This window comes from Lysinibacillus fusiformis, from assembly GCF_003049525.1.
GTDB lineage: Bacteria > Bacillota > Bacilli > Bacillales_A > Planococcaceae > Lysinibacillus > Lysinibacillus fusiformis.
Genome location: NZ_PYWL01000014.1, coordinates 1 through 14,141, shown reverse-complemented (window position 1 = coordinate 14,141; position 14,141 = coordinate 1). Strand labels below are relative to the sequence as shown.

The 14,141-nt window shown below is 38.8% G+C and carries 15 protein-coding genes and 1 other annotated feature (1 of these 16 running past the window's edge); of the genes, 4 read left to right on the top strand and 11 right to left on the bottom strand.

What is annotated here, in order from left to right; genetic code table 11:
- Positions 1-51 (bottom strand) — a binding site (T-box leader); it reaches 169 nt to the left of the window's first position.
- A gap of 50 nt (positions 52-101) precedes the next feature.
- The 10 genes from gltX to C9J29_RS20525 form a co-directional block, all read right to left on the bottom strand.
- Positions 102-1,562 carry a glutamate--tRNA ligase gene (gene gltX / locus C9J29_RS20570; RefSeq protein WP_089986401.1) on the bottom strand — a complete coding sequence of 487 codons (1,461 nt, stop codon included), beginning with the start codon at positions 1,560-1,562 and terminating at the stop codon, positions 102-104.
- Between the two features lie 88 nt (positions 1,563-1,650).
- Positions 1,651-2,127: a 2-C-methyl-D-erythritol 2,4-cyclodiphosphate synthase gene (gene ispF, locus C9J29_RS20565; RefSeq protein WP_008180601.1), complete on the bottom strand. Its 477-nt coding sequence runs from the start codon at positions 2,125-2,127 to the stop codon at positions 1,651-1,653.
- Between the two features lie 387 nt (positions 2,128-2,514).
- Positions 2,515-3,210 carry a 2-C-methyl-D-erythritol 4-phosphate cytidylyltransferase gene (ispD, locus tag C9J29_RS20560; protein ID WP_008180603.1) on the bottom strand — a complete coding sequence of 232 codons (696 nt, stop codon included), beginning with the start codon at positions 3,208-3,210 and terminating at the stop codon, positions 2,515-2,517.
- A gap of 11 nt (positions 3,211-3,221) precedes the next feature.
- Complete coding sequence (locus tag C9J29_RS20555; protein ID WP_008180605.1) at positions 3,222-4,307, bottom strand: PIN/TRAM domain-containing protein; 1,086 nt, start codon at positions 4,305-4,307, stop codon at positions 3,222-3,224.
- Between the two features lie 217 nt (positions 4,308-4,524).
- Positions 4,525-5,901 (bottom strand): DNA repair protein RadA, encoded by a 1,377-nt coding sequence (gene radA / locus C9J29_RS20550; RefSeq protein ID WP_008180607.1) that lies wholly within the window; start codon positions 5,899-5,901, stop codon positions 4,525-4,527.
- A 91-nt stretch (positions 5,902-5,992) separates the two neighbouring features.
- Positions 5,993-8,437, bottom strand: coding sequence for an ATP-dependent Clp protease ATP-binding subunit (locus tag C9J29_RS20545; RefSeq protein WP_008180611.1), 2,445 nt, complete (start codon positions 8,435-8,437; stop codon positions 5,993-5,995).
- Positions 8,427-9,536 (bottom strand): protein-arginine kinase McsB, encoded by a 1,110-nt coding sequence (locus C9J29_RS20540; RefSeq protein ID WP_025116466.1) that lies wholly within the window; start codon positions 9,534-9,536, stop codon positions 8,427-8,429. Before C9J29_RS20540 ends, C9J29_RS20545 begins: the two co-directional genes overlap by 11 nt.
- Entirely contained in the window at positions 9,533-10,075 is a 543-nt protein-coding gene (locus C9J29_RS20535; protein WP_025116467.1) for a UvrB/UvrC motif-containing protein, read from the bottom strand. Before C9J29_RS20535 ends, C9J29_RS20540 begins: the two co-directional genes overlap by 4 nt.
- A 13-nt stretch (positions 10,076-10,088) precedes the next feature.
- Complete coding sequence (locus C9J29_RS20530) at positions 10,089-10,559, bottom strand: CtsR family transcriptional regulator (RefSeq protein WP_025116468.1); 471 nt, start codon at positions 10,557-10,559, stop codon at positions 10,089-10,091.
- A gap of 263 nt (positions 10,560-10,822) precedes the next feature.
- Positions 10,823-11,128 carry a DUF4870 domain-containing protein gene (locus tag C9J29_RS20525; RefSeq protein WP_008180618.1) on the bottom strand — a complete coding sequence of 102 codons (306 nt, stop codon included), beginning with the start codon at positions 11,126-11,128 and terminating at the stop codon, positions 10,823-10,825.
- Between the two features lie 125 nt (positions 11,129-11,253).
- Between C9J29_RS20525 and C9J29_RS20520 the strand changes: the two genes are divergently transcribed.
- Complete coding sequence (locus C9J29_RS20520; protein ID WP_107922710.1) at positions 11,254-11,937, top strand: class I SAM-dependent methyltransferase; 684 nt, start codon at positions 11,254-11,256, stop codon at positions 11,935-11,937.
- A gap of 34 nt (positions 11,938-11,971) precedes the next feature.
- On the top strand, positions 11,972-12,934 hold the full coding sequence (gene corA / locus C9J29_RS20515; protein WP_025116470.1) for a magnesium/cobalt transporter CorA: 963 nt from the start codon (positions 11,972-11,974) through the stop codon (positions 12,932-12,934).
- A gap of 55 nt (positions 12,935-12,989) precedes the next feature.
- Here corA and C9J29_RS20510 read toward each other — a convergent pair whose 3' ends face one another.
- Complete coding sequence (locus C9J29_RS20510) at positions 12,990-13,199, bottom strand: hypothetical protein (RefSeq protein WP_008180623.1); 210 nt, start codon at positions 13,197-13,199, stop codon at positions 12,990-12,992.
- Positions 13,200-13,480: 281 nt separating this feature from the next.
- On the opposite strand from C9J29_RS20510, the gene C9J29_RS20505 reads away from it, so the two are divergent.
- Together C9J29_RS20505 and C9J29_RS20500 are read left to right on the top strand one after the other, a co-directional pair.
- Complete coding sequence (locus tag C9J29_RS20505) at positions 13,481-13,876, top strand: protoglobin family protein (RefSeq protein ID WP_043990744.1); 396 nt, start codon at positions 13,481-13,483, stop codon at positions 13,874-13,876.
- A gap of 24 nt (positions 13,877-13,900) precedes the next feature.
- Positions 13,901-14,141: helix-turn-helix domain-containing protein (locus C9J29_RS20500; RefSeq protein ID WP_153062681.1), on the top strand; the 241-nt coding region annotated here is incomplete at its 3' end.

Genomic DNA, 14,141 nt, shown 5'->3' with positions numbered 1-14,141 from the left:
GTCCTCTCTTTAGAGCATGCGCCACTTACTTCTCCTTATCAACGCTTTACCAATGTAAATACATTTTACAACGAACGAATCAATTGTCAATGAATTTCTATTTATTGCGCAAATTTTTCTACACGATCAATTGCTTTCTCTTTACCAATTAAGCAAATAGCATTTGGGAGCTCAGGTCCATGTGTTTCACCCGTTGTGACAACACGGATTGGCATAAATAAATTTTTACCTTTATGACCTGTTGTTTTCTGCACAGCTTTTATAGCTGCTTTTACTGCATCTGGCGTAAATTCTTCTAATTCTTCAAGTTGCGTCTTGAATGCAGCCATTACCTCAGGTACTTGTTCTCCTGCTAAAACAGCTTTAGCTTCTTCATCATATTCAATATGGTCTTTAAAGAATAGGCTAGATAATTCAACAATCTCTGAACCAAAGCTCATTTGGTCATGGTAAAGCCCAATTAAATCCGTTGCCCATGCATGTTGCTCCGCTGTAAGTTCCTCTGGTAAGAGTCCAGCTTTTTGTAAATGTGGTAAAGATAAAGCAACCACTTCTTCTAAAGATAGTTTTTTAATATATTGATTATTCATCCATGTCAACTTTTGTTTATCGAACATAGATGGTGATTTAGAAAGACGCTTTTCATCAAAGATTTTAATAAATTCTTCTTTAGAGAAAATTTCCTCTTCCCCTTCTGGAGACCAGCCAAGTAAAGCAAAGAAGTTGAACATTGCTTCTGGAAGATACCCTAAATCCTTATACTGAGTGACAAATTGAATAATGGATTCATCACGTTTTGATAGCTTTTTACGGTTTTCATTAATAATTAATGTCATATGACCGAAGCGTGGATACTCCCAACCAAATGCATCAAAAATCATCATTTGTTTTGGCGTATTAGATAAATGCTCTTCACCACGGAAAACATGAGAAATCTCCATGAAGTGATCATCTAGAACTACAGCATAGTTATACGTTGGAATTCCGTTTGCTTTTACAATTACCCAGTCACCAATGTCTTTAGATTCAAATGTAACTTGTCCACGGACTAAATCTTCAAAATCATACGTTACATTTTCTGGTACGCGCATACGAATTGTGTATGGCTCACCTGCTGCTTCTTTAGCAGCAACTTCCTCAGCAGATAGATGACGGCATGTACCATCATAAGTAGGAGCTGCTACACCTCTCGCTTTTTGTTCCTCACGAGATGCTTCCAGTTTTTCTGAAGAACAGAAGCATTTATAGGCTGCACCTTGCTCTAATAGCTTTTCAGCGTGCTCTTTATAAATATCAAGACGCTCCATTTGACGATAAGGCGCATAAGGTCCACCTATATCAATGGACTCATCATATTCAATACCTAACCATTTTAGGTTATCTAGCTGAGATGCTTCTCCACCCTCTACATTACGTTCAATATCCGTATCTTCAATACGTACAATGAATTTACCGTTATGATGTTTTGCATATAAATAATTGAATAATGCTGTACGCGCCCCACCGATATGTAAAAAACCTGTTGGAGATGGCGCGTAACGAACGCGAACTTCTTTCGTCATATTAAAAGCCTCCTAAATTTTCGATCAAAATTGACTTTGTTCATTTTACCACTCTGTAACTGGAAATAAAAGCGGAGTTCACTCACATTTATTTCTTCATCAAAAGAATCGTTGCCATCGCTGCTATACCTTCCTCACGACCGGTAAAACCTAGACGTTCAGTTGTAGTCGCTTTGACATTTACCTGTGACGGCTCAGCATGTAACAATTCTGCAATACGATTTTGCATTTGCTCAATATATGGTGCCATTTTCGGTCGTTGAGCCATAATTGTACAATCGACATTGCCTAGAATATATCCTTTATCCTCAACAATTTTCCAAATGTATTCTAATAATTTAGCTGAATCCGCGTCCTTAAAAGCTGGATCCGTATCTGGAAAATGACGCCCAATATCTCCTTCTCCAATTGCTCCTAGCGCTGCATCTGTCACTGTGTGTAATAAAACATCTGCATCTGAATGTCCAACTAATCCTTTTTCATGTGGAATAGTAATACCACCGATAATTAATGGACGCCCTTCTTCAAATGCATGTACATCAAAACCTTGTCCAATTCGAAACATAAGATAGAGAGACTACGTTAGCAATACATGTGGATTTTATTGCTCCTAGATTGCCTATAATGCAGTCTCATTCACCTTCCTTCACTGTTATCTATTTACTCACTACTATACCCTCACATTTTAACATATTTCCTAGGAAATTGAGCTGATAGCAATTAGTGAGCATTTTCTTGTACCGTTAGATCCATTACACCTTACCACCTAGGTGTGATTGCTTCTAGTTTTTTCAAGCTAACACATCATTATTCGCATTGATGTCGCGGTCCATTATTACAACAGGGATTTGAACGACAGCTAAAAAACAAGCATATCCTCTTCATCATTTCTTGCTACATCAATATAAAATCTCATTAGCAACTATCACTAATGAGATGTTTAAACTAATAACTATTCGTTTAGTTGCAATGCGCGTTTTCGTAAAATAGCTTCTCCGAATAGTAAATCCTCTTGTGTCGTCATTTTCACATTTTCGTAGCTGCTTTCTACAATATGCACCGTGTGACCAAGACGCTCGACTAGCATTGCTTCATCGGTACCAAGAAAACCTACTTTTTCAGCAACATCCTCTGCCTCAACAATTAAATCAAACCGAAAGGCTTGCGGCGTTTGAATCATCCATAGGCTGTCCCGATCTACCGTTTCCTCAATGACACCATTTCGAACTTTTTTCATTGTATCTTTGGCTCGGACACCTGCAATAGCTGCACCAAAGTCGTGGGCACTTTGAACAAGATTTGCAATAATATCATGTGTAATAAAAGGCCGTGCCGCATCATGAACAAGTACAATGTCTACCTGTTGCATTTCCTTCATACATGAATGTACAGAATGCTGTCGTTCAGCCCCACCATCAGGTAAACCTTTGACTTTCGTAATGCGATATTCATCGAGTAATTCTTGAATATAGATACGCTCCTCCGGTTTTACCGCTAGCCAAATACCTGTGCAAAAGGGATCTTGTTGAAAGACCTCTAACGTGTGTATCAGTATAGGCTTCTTTAAAAGTTTTAAAAATAATTTATTTTGTCCTGCCCCCATACGTTTACCGCTTCCTGCGGCAGGTAAGACTACTTCATACTGCATTTTTTCACATCCTAATCGTCCTTCGGCTTCGCAAATATCATACGACCTGCTGACGTCTGCAATACACTCGTTACTGTTACTGTTATGGCCTGTCCTATATAGCTACGACCGCCTTCCACAACAATCATCGTACCATCGTCTAAATAAGCGACCCCTTGATTATGCTCTTTCCCATCCTTAATGACTACCACCTGCATATCTTCACCTGGAATCACGACAGGTTTTACGGCATTCGCTAAGTCATTTATATTTAATACTTTCACATGATGTAGCTCACAGACTTTATTAAGGTTAAAATCATTTGTGACAATCTGAGTATCGTTACCCATTTTTTTTGCCAGTCGTACAAGTTTTAAATCTACCTCTTGCACATCCTCAAAATCCTCATCTGTAATCTCTACATTTGTCTTACGTTCATCCTGTAACTTTTTTAATATATCTAAACCTCGACGACCTCTTGTACGCTTTAATGTATCTGAAGAATCGGCAATATGCTGAAGTTCTGTAAGGACAAACTGAGGCACCACTAGAACCCCTTCGATGAATCCTGTTTCAGAAATATCTGCGATACGACCATCAATAATGACACTTGTATCTAACAATTTGTAACTTCCTCGCACTTCTGGAATTTCAGCACCCTCAGCAGCTTTTTTCTTCGTATGATTACTACGTAAAGTAAAAAGCTGTATTAATTCATCCCTTTTTCTAAAACCTAGACGGAAGCCTAAATATCCTAATACAAATGACAGGATAATAGGGAGCACCTCTGTAACAACGGGGAACTGCACACTATTAATAGCAAAGCCTAAGAAATACGCTACAATTAGCCCTATTATTAGGCCAAGCGTACCGAATAATAAATCTCCGACAGGGACCTTAAACAGGACCTCTTCCATCCAGCTAATGAGCTTCACAAAATAATCGGAAAACGCAAATGACAATGTAAACAGTAAAAGCGCTCCTAATGCTACTGATACGTAAGGATTATCAAGCCAAGGATTAGATGATAAATGAAGCAATTCGTATAATGGCGGTAAGAAAACAAGGCCCAACGCTCCTCCAATCAGTAAAAAAGCAATTTGAACAAATTTTTTCACAAGCTGTCACCTCCTATTGTTAGTTAAGATTATACATAGTTTACTGTAGAAAATCCTTCATCAGCCCATCAAATTATCATTATTTAATCTCTATTTTCCATCTCACCTTCACCATGCATTAACTAGGACGCCTATCCCTTTACTTGAGTTTCCTCTTTTTCCTTCAAAAATGAAGGAAAATGCATGTCAGAATAATATCTAACATGCATGGTTTTTCCTATAACTCTCTAAAGCAGGCATTTAATGCATCCTTTATCGTTTCTACCCCGATAATTTCAATCCCTTGTGGAAAATCCCATCCACCTATATTGGATGTAGGAATGAATACTCTTTTAAAACCAAGCTTCGCTGCTTCAATGACACGTTGCTCAATACGGGATACTCGGCGCACCTCTCCTGTCAGACCTACCTCACCAACAAAGCAATCCGTTGCTCGCACAGCCTGATCCTTAAAGCTAGAAACGATGCTTGTCAGAACAGCTAAATCGATGGCGGGTTCGTCCAATTTCACACCACCAGCAACTTTAATATATGCATCCTGCGCTTGTAGCATGAGACCCATACGCTTTTCAAGTACGGCCATCAGTAATTGCACTCTATTTTGATCAACCCCTGTTGCCATCCGCTTAGGGTAATTAAAGCTGGTAGGCGTTACGAGCGACTGAATTTCAACGAGAATTGGCCTTGTTCCCTCCATTGAGGCAACAATCGTGGAGCCCGCAGCTCCTTGTGAACGCTCCTGTAAAAACAGCTCAGATGGGTTCAAAACCTCTTTTAGCCCACCCTGTAGCATTTCGAATATAGCAATTTCATTTGTAGAGCCGAAGCGGTTCTTTTGACTTCGTAAAATACGATGATTATGATGCCTTTCCCCTTCAAAATACAGGACTGTATCCACCATATGCTCTAAAATACGAGGCCCTGCTATTTGCCCCTCTTTCGTAACATGCCCAACTAAGAAGATCGCAATTCCTTTTGTCTTAGCAATTCGCATAAGCTCAGCTGTACACTCACGGACCTGTGAGACACTACCTGGCGCACTTGTTACCTCTGGATGAAAGACGGTTTGTATGGAATCAACAATGACAAATTTCGGCTGTACTTCCTCAATCGTTTGATTCAAAAACTCAAGATTTGTTTCAGAATAAATATACAGCTCTTGTGAAATTACCCCCAAACGCTCCGCACGTAGCTTCGTTTGACGGATAGATTCCTCACCAGAAATATACAGCACACGATGACCTTTATTAGAGAGCAAGGCTGAAACTTGTAGTAATAAAGTGGATTTCCCAATCCCTGGATCACCACCTATTAATACTAGAGAGCCAGGCACAATACCGCCGCCTAATACACGGTTCAGCTCGCCCATTTCTGTCGCTACACGGGACTCTTCACTAGCCTCCACCTGAATGATAGGGATTGCCTTTTGAGTAACAGTAGCAGAATGCTGGAAAGCCCCACGTGGTCCTTTCGCAATCACTTCTACTTCCTCCACCATCTTATTCCATTCCCCACACCCTGGACATCTTCCCATCCATTTTGCTGATTCATAGCCACAGCCTGAACATACAAATTTCGTTTTTTTCTTTGCCAACTTTCTTTCACCTCGAATATTTGTTCTTATATTAATTGTACAAAAAAAAAGACAGCTTGGCACTTAATGCCTCACTGTCTTTCGTTCGAAATTATTTAGAGATAGAAACTCCCTCTTTTTTCTTCACAATAAATTCATCGTTTACATAATCAATGACAACATGATTACCCTTCTCCACATTACCTTTTAGTAATTCTTCTGATAATCGGTCTTCCACTTGTTTTTGTAGTGCTCGACGTAGTGGACGTGCACCGTATTGAGGGTCATAGCCCTCCTGTGCGATTTTTTCAAGCGCTGCATCGGTTAATTCTAGTGAAATATCTTGTTCTTTCAAACGTTTTGTTAGAGCATTCCCCATCATCGCAATGATTTCTTTTAAATGCTCTTTTTCTAATGAATGGAAGACAATCATTTCATCGATACGGTTTAAGAATTCTGGGCGGAATGCTTTTTTCAATTCTTCAAGCATCGTACTCTTCATATCGTTATGTTTAGAATCTGCGCCACCAACATTAAAACCAAGACTTTTTTGATATTTAAGTGCATCCGCGCCAACATTTGAAGTCATAATGACTACTGTATTGCGGAAGTCTACTACACGACCCTTAGAGTCCGTTAATCGTCCATCTTCAAGAACTTGCAGTAGAATATTGAAAACATCAGGGTGTGCTTTTTCAATTTCATCTAGTAAGACAACAGAATATGGTTTACGACGGACTTTTTCAGTCAATTGACCACCATCGTCAAAGCCTACATAGCCTGGAGGCGAACCTACTAAACGAGAAGTCGAATGTTTCTCCATGTACTCAGACATATCGACACGAATCATAGCATCTTCGTCACCAAACATCACTTCAGCAAGTGCTCTTGCAAGCTCTGTTTTACCAACACCTGTAGGACCTAAGAAAATAAATGAACCGATTGGTCGTTTTGGATCTTTAAGGCCCGCTCTTGCACGACGGATCGCACGTGAAATAGCTTCTACCGCTTCGCCTTGCCCTACAACGCGTTTGTGTAGCTCTTCTTCAAGTTGTAATAATTTCGAAGATTCTTCAGAAGCGATTTTAGCTACAGGAATTCCTGTCCACATCGATACAACTGCTGCAACATCATCTACAGTCACTTTGGACTCGGCCTTGCCTTGCTCTTCTTTCCAATTCTTGCGTGTAGCTTCAATCTCATCTTTAAGCTTTTGCTCAGTATCTCTAAGTGCTGCAGCCTTTTCAAACTCTTGACCTGATACAGCAGCATTCTTTTCCGAGCGAACATTTTCAAGCTTATCTTCAAGTGCCTTTAAGTTTGGTGGCACCGCAAATGAACGTAAGCGAACCTTTGAACCCGCTTCATCGATAAGGTCGATTGCTTTATCCGGTAAGAAGCGATCTGAAATATATCGATCACCCATTTTTGCCGCTGCTTCAATTGCTTCATCTGTAATTTTCACTCGGTGATGTGCTTCATAGCGGTCACGTAAACCTTGAATAATGAGAATAGCTTCTTCCACCGTTGGTTCATCCACTTGGATCGGTTGGAAACGACGCTCTAATGCTGCATCTTTTTCAATATATTTACGATATTCATCAAGCGTTGTCGCACCGATACATTGAAGCTCACCACGGGCTAAGGACGGTTTTAAAATATTTGATGCGTCAATCGCACCTTCTGCACCACCTGCACCGATTAAAGTATGCAATTCATCAATAAATAAAATGATATTGCCGGCTTGGCGAATTTCATCCATTACCTTTTTCAAACGGTCCTCAAATTCACCACGATATTTTGTACCAGCAACGACAGTTCCCATATCAAGCGTCATCACTCGTTTGTCTCGAAGAATTTCTGGTACTTCATTATTAATAATTTGCTGTGCTAACCCTTCAGCAATTGCTGTTTTACCAACACCTGGCTCACCAATTAGGACAGGGTTATTTTTTGTACGACGCGATAATACCTCGATAACACGTGTAATTTCCTTGCTTCGACCAATAACAGGATCTAACGTACCTTCACGGGCAATTTGCGTTAAATCACGGGCTAAACTATCTAATGTTGGGGTATTCGCCGCTTGTGCCGCTTGTTGACCAGACTGCGCGTTATCATTATTTCCTAATAATAATAAAACTTGCTGACGTGCTTTATTTAAGCCTACACCTGCATTATTTAAGACGCGAGCTGCTACACCTTCACCTTCACGTATAAGTGCTAATAGTAAATGCTCAGTACCGATATACGAATGACCTAATTTACGTGATTCGTCAACCGATAGTTCAATTACTTTTTTCGCTCGTGGCGTATAGTGAACTATTGGACCAACATCTTCTTTCCCTTTACCGACTAATTCTTCAATACCAGCTTCAATCATTTGAGGACTAATATCAATAGCTTCTAACGCTTTTGCAGCAATACCGCCGCCTTCACGTATAAGCCCTAATAAAATGTGCTCTGTACCAATGGATTCGTGCTTCCAACGAATAGCCTCTTCCTGAGCAAGCTGTAATACTTTTTGCGCGCGTTGTGTAAAACGATTAAACATCATATAAATCCTCTCCTTTTTCCCCATTATTAGGCTTATTCGTGTGTGTTTGAAATAATGCCTCACGAAGCATTTCAGCTCGTACACGATCACGTTCAGCAGGCGGTAATGCCTCACCTGCATAATGCTGTAAAAAACCTGGTTGCATACTGACGACACACTCATTTAAAGTTGTTGCGAGTATACCGTCAATCAACTGTAGGTCGACTCCTAAACGAACATTCGAAAGACAGGTAGCCGCTTCCTCACTCGTTAAAATTCTTGCATACGTAAGGGTACCTAAAGCTCGATAAACTCGATCTTCTAAAGCCAGCTCGGCCTTTTCCATCAATCTACCTCTCGCGTGCCGTTCTTTTTGGATAATTTTTTCAGCAACACTTTGTATATCTGCTAAAATATCTTCTTCTGTCTTTCCAAGTGTAATTTGGTTGGACACTTGATAAACATTACCTAAATTTTCGCTTCCTTCACCATATATACCTCTTACGGTCATACCTAGGCGTGTCATCGCATTTATAATTTGATTCATCTGTCCCGTTAACGTAAGAGCAGGTAAATGCATCATCACAGATGCTCGTAGCCCAGTACCAATATTCGTAGGACAGCTTGTTAAATAGCCAAACGTATCTCGAAAAGCATAAGGTAATACCTTCTCTAGAATACGGTCAATTCTATTCGCTTGTTCATAGGCATTTTGAAGCTGGAAACTCGCTGTCATACATTGAATGCGTAAATGATCCTCTTCATTCACCATAATACTCACGGATTCATCTTGTGACAGAAGCACGGAGCCCACCTGCTCTTTTTTGGCAAGCTGCGGACTAATCAAATGCTTTTCTACAAGAATTTGACGTTGTAAAGGTGTTAGATCATTGATAGCAAAATATGCATAATCATTTTGAAGGGTTGGACTATCGCTTACTGCATGTGTAACTGCCTGTTCCACCTGTAAAGCCTCGTTCTCTGAAAACGATAGTGGAAAACGATAGCCATCTAAATTTCGAGCAAGGCGAATTCGTGTACTAATGACAATATCAGAATAATCGTCTTCGATACCCATCCAAGTAGGTGTCGCACGCTCTAAAAATGATTCAATCATCAAGACACATCACCACCTTCAAATTGTAGCTGCTTCTCAAGCTCTTTGACTTCATCTCGAAGCTTTGCTGCCTCTTCGAATTGCTCTTCATCTACAGCGAACTTCATACGTTTACGGATATCCTCTATTTGCTTTTTAATGACATACACATTGCTATGGGCACCAGGCATTTTCCCAATATGTTGGGGGCCCGCCTGTATGCGGTTAAAGAGCTTAGGTAAATGCTCACTAAAAGTGTCATAACAGCTTGGGCAACCAAACTTACCTTCTTTTAAAAATTGCTTATACGTAAATTCACATTGTGGGCATGTTTGCTGTTGTGGCTGTGTTTGTTGTTTTTCTCCTACCTTTTGCCATGTAGGTGAGCCAAACCAGTTTGATAATAACTGCTGTATGGAAACTGGCTCTTGTTTAAACTCTGCATGAAATGGATGGAACTGTGAGGCGCAGACGTCACAATAATGGTGCTCCACCTTTTGCCCATTTTGAACTTGTGTTACAGTAACTGTCGCATTACGTTGTTTACAATGTTCACATATCATTTCCATCACCTCACTATTTCTGTTGCTCATATTTTATAGTTGTCAGCATCGCCCGTAATATTTTTGCACGAATTATATCTCTTAGAGGGAGATGTAAATCGATTGTTGAGCGATCAATTGCTGCTAACATTAATTTCGCTTCTCGCTTTGAAATCACCTGCTCATCGATAAGTCGATATACTAAATCTTCTGCCATTGTTTGCGATGCTCCACCTTCAATATGCTGGAGAACATCGTCGATTAAATCAATCTGTGAATTCGCGCGGACACGTAAAATTCGAATGTATCCACCACCACCTCGCTTGCTCTCCACAAGGTAACCTCGCTCGGCGGTAAATCTTGTATTAATGACATAATTTATTTGTGATGGTACACATTGAAATTTGTCTGCAATTTCACTACGTTTTATTTCAATATGCCCTTCTCCACCTAATTCAAGTACTTGCTTTAAGTAACCTTCTATGATGTCTGATATATTACGCATTTTAGGAATACACCTCGCTTGCTTCACTGACTTTGACTATCTTTGACTTTCTTTGAGTATATTATACAAAACGCTTGAAAATAATTGCAATGATTTCGCCTAGAGAAAAATGAAAAGGCTAAAAAACTATATTCAAGCGTAGAAAATAGCACTAATTAGTCGTTATCGAGCATATCTTTTTGCTTCCTACACCTAATGTACCCTTTTTATCTATAGAAAAAACGCAAGCATATGCAACTAGCATATACTTGCGTCTATAAAAATTATACCCAACGACCTACAATTGGATAACGCCAAGGCTCATCAGTTAATGCTTTGACGATACCGATAATTGGTACTACAAATAGCATAATACCGAAAACAATTAAAAATGGAATGCCAATAATGAAAATGCTTAAGAATCCAGAAACAGCAAGTAAAATTGCCATGACAAGTTGGAAAAGAATAGCTTGAATAGAAATTGCCTTCACTTCCTCATCCGAACTAACTAAAAAGAAGATAATGGGAACTAACCATGGCGCAAAAAACGAACTTGCGTGTATGATTACTTTAGACCATTTACTCTCCATATATATCAACCCTTTCTTTATACGTTATCTATTGTTTTATGTACTACTATTTACGGAACTATACCCGTAATAGTTTCAATTTAAAGTGAGTTTTTTTAAAAATTTTTGAAAGGTCGTGATGAGAAATGGAATTCAACCACACATTAGCAAATGAATATGAAAAGGGGATTCGCCGTACTCTACCAAGCTATGATGCAATGCTTCGTTTAATACAAACTTTTTATCGTTCCACATTACATGAGCATGCGGATATATTGGTTGTTGGTGCAGGTAGTGGCAATGAAATTTTACAGCTAGCAGATGGAAGACCAAATTGGTCATTTACAGGTATTGATCCGTCAGAATCCATGCTTGATAAAGCAAAGGAGCGTCTCCAATCTTTACCGAATGATCTGTCATTCTATCAAGGAACCTTGCTGGATACCCATCTACCTGCTATAAAATTTGATGCAGCTAGTTGTGTACTCGTCCTTCATTTTATTCAAAGCTATGAAGATAAGCTATCGACCTTAAAAGAAATTTGGAACCATTTACAACCTGGCGCACCGTTTGTCCTAGTTTCGAAATACGGTCAACCCGGTACTATTGAAACGGAACTGCAATTCGATTTATGGCGTTCCTATTGGCTCCAACATACAAAGCTTTCCGTAGCTGATGTTGCAGAAATGGAAAAATCCATCCGGGCCCTGTCATTTATGCCCGAGAAAGCGATTTTAACATTATTACAAGAAGCAGGTTTTATAAAACCTTCTCGATTTTTTGCCACTACTTTGTTTGGTGGATGGGTATGCTTTAAAGAAGAACATTAAATATATTTTGTAGTAAAAACTTGAGGTGAAAGCTGTGATAAGCACCATTGGCATTACAAAAAAACAACAATTACTAAAAGATTTCCCTTTGGAATCCATACATCAACAAGAATTCGAATGGTACTGGGTCGATTTTAATTGCCCTACTGCAGAGGAAGAATCTTTGCTAGATTCATTTTTTCATTTTCACCCACTAGCTATTGAAGATTGCTTAATGCGATTACAACGACCCAAACTCGATTTTTATGACGATTTCCATTTTTTCGTCATTCATCGATTAAACGAGCTGACCTTAGCTGCAGAAGAGGTTAATATTTTTGCCTCAAATAAGTATATTGTGACATTCCATAAGAACCCAGTTCCCGAAATTGAAAAGGTACAAAAGATGTTAGAAAGCCAGCCAAAAAACTGGGAACGTGGCACAGTCTACTTAACGTATCAAACCATTGATAAAATCGTTGATAGTTATTTTCCACTTGTTTATAAAATTGAAGATCATTTAAATGCACTTGAAGGCGAGCTTACATACCAAAGCAATGTAAATGCCATGAAGATTGTCTTCGAGTTTCGTAGTGATTTGCTCGATTTGCGGCGTGCCATTTTACCAATGCGTGACCTTTTATATCGAGTACTTAATTCTTACCGCTTTTCATTAAACAAATCTGAAAGAGCTTATTTTGGAGATATATACGACCATCTTCTTAAACTGACAGAAATGGTTGAATCAAATCGAGAGCTGACAGCAGATATGCGAGATAGCTATATGGCTATGAGCTCAAGCCGCATGAACGGCATAATGATGACTCTAACAATCGTCTCAACGATCTTCATTCCACTAACCTTTATTGCTGGTGTTTATGGGATGAACTTTGATAATATGCCCGAGCTGCATGGACGATACAGCTATTTTATTGTCCTCGGTATTATGATTATTGTTGTAATCGCTATGCTTACTATCTTTAAACATAAAGGCTGGTTTAAATTATTTAAGCCTTAATTCCCACAAAAAGCTGCTCGTTTAACAATCAAACGAGCAGCTTCATTTATTACTATTAGTAAGGACCTCGGTCGTCAATTTTATTGTCACCCTGCTGTGGGAATAAAAAGTATGCTAAAACCCCTGACCCTAGAGCGGCGCAAATTGTAATTAATAGCTGTTCAATATGTGGTACTTCCGCATAGTAGTTTCGTAGCATGTAAACGGAACCTATTGCAACAATGACCATGACTGGAATAACGAATTTAAAGCGTTTTTTCTCCATATAGTACCTCCTCCTATAATCTTTCACGTTCAATTTTTCTCACCTTAAACAGTTCGTATTTTACAGGTTTCCCAATTTAAATTCAAATTTACTTCGCCTCACTAATCGGACTGCCAATAAAGTAAAAAAATAAAGAAATAACCAAATTTTTAACCAAATATTCAGCAAATAATAGTAAAATAGATTTAATACCAATTATTTATCAAATTTACAGACCTAACAAATTCAGAAGTGCATTTTACTCACAATTATTATGGATATTAAGAATGGAGCAAACAATAATGAGTTGGTTTTCAAAAAACAGCAGTTCCAGCTACTCAATTACATTAACACCTGAAAATTTTAAGGGCCATGTACAATTAGATGTTTTAAGTCATCCAAACCTTCAAAAGCAATTACAGCTTTTAAATTTAACAATTGAGGATTTAGCCATTATTAAGCAACTACAACCGTTAGCTAAGGATCTAATTCCTGCAATGGTGGAGCAATTTTATGCAGCCATTAGCTTGAGCCAAGATTTAGTAGACATTATTAATAGAACCTCGCATATAGATCGTTTAAAAGTTACGTTACATAAGCATTTAAGCGATATTTTTGAAAGTCATATTAATGACGCCTATATCGCTGAAAGAAAAGCCATTGCTGAAATGAACTGCCCCGTAAAAGTTAGACATTAATCTAACTTTTACGGGGGTTTTTTTATGACAAAAGTAAGTGTTGAACAACGTATTCAAGCAGTTCAACGATATTTAAATGGAAATGAAACTTTGATCGAAATTGCGAATGATATCGGTGTGACAGCTCAGATTGTCAGTGAATGGGTTCGCCGTTATCAAAAAAATGGCGTAGAGACTTTCTTAAAGTCCTATACAAACTATTCAGCTGACTATAAAATGAATGTACTTAATTATATGAACGAGACAGGTACATCTTCGAGAGACA

Bases quoted from the DNA above. Each gene is read 5' to 3' on its own strand.
- gltX (WP_089986401.1), bottom strand. From the start codon at position 1,562: ATGACGAAAGAAGTTCGCGTTCGTTACGCGCCATCTCCAACAGGTTTT.
- ispF (WP_008180601.1), bottom strand. From the start codon at position 2,127: ATGTTTCGAATTGGACAAGGTTTTGATGTACATGCATTTGAAGAAGGG.
- ispD (WP_008180603.1), bottom strand. From the start codon at position 3,210: ATGCAGTATGAAGTAGTCTTACCTGCCGCAGGAAGCGGTAAACGTATG.
- C9J29_RS20545 (WP_008180611.1), bottom strand. From the start codon at position 8,437: ATGATGTTTAATCGTTTTACACAACGCGCGCAAAAAGTATTACAGCTT.
- C9J29_RS20535 (WP_025116467.1), bottom strand. From the start codon at position 10,075: ATGATATGTGAACATTGTAAACAACGTAATGCGACAGTTACTGTAACA.
- C9J29_RS20530 (WP_025116468.1), bottom strand. From the start codon at position 10,559: ATGCGTAATATATCAGACATCATAGAAGGTTACTTAAAGCAAGTACTT.
- C9J29_RS20525 (WP_008180618.1), bottom strand. From the start codon at position 11,128: ATGGAGAGTAAATGGTCTAAAGTAATCATACACGCAAGTTCGTTTTTT.
- C9J29_RS20520 (WP_107922710.1), top strand. From the start codon at position 11,254: ATGGAATTCAACCACACATTAGCAAATGAATATGAAAAGGGGATTCGC.
- C9J29_RS20510 (WP_008180623.1), bottom strand. From the start codon at position 13,199: ATGGAGAAAAAACGCTTTAAATTCGTTATTCCAGTCATGGTCATTGTT.
- C9J29_RS20505 (WP_043990744.1), top strand. From the start codon at position 13,481: ATGAGTTGGTTTTCAAAAAACAGCAGTTCCAGCTACTCAATTACATTA.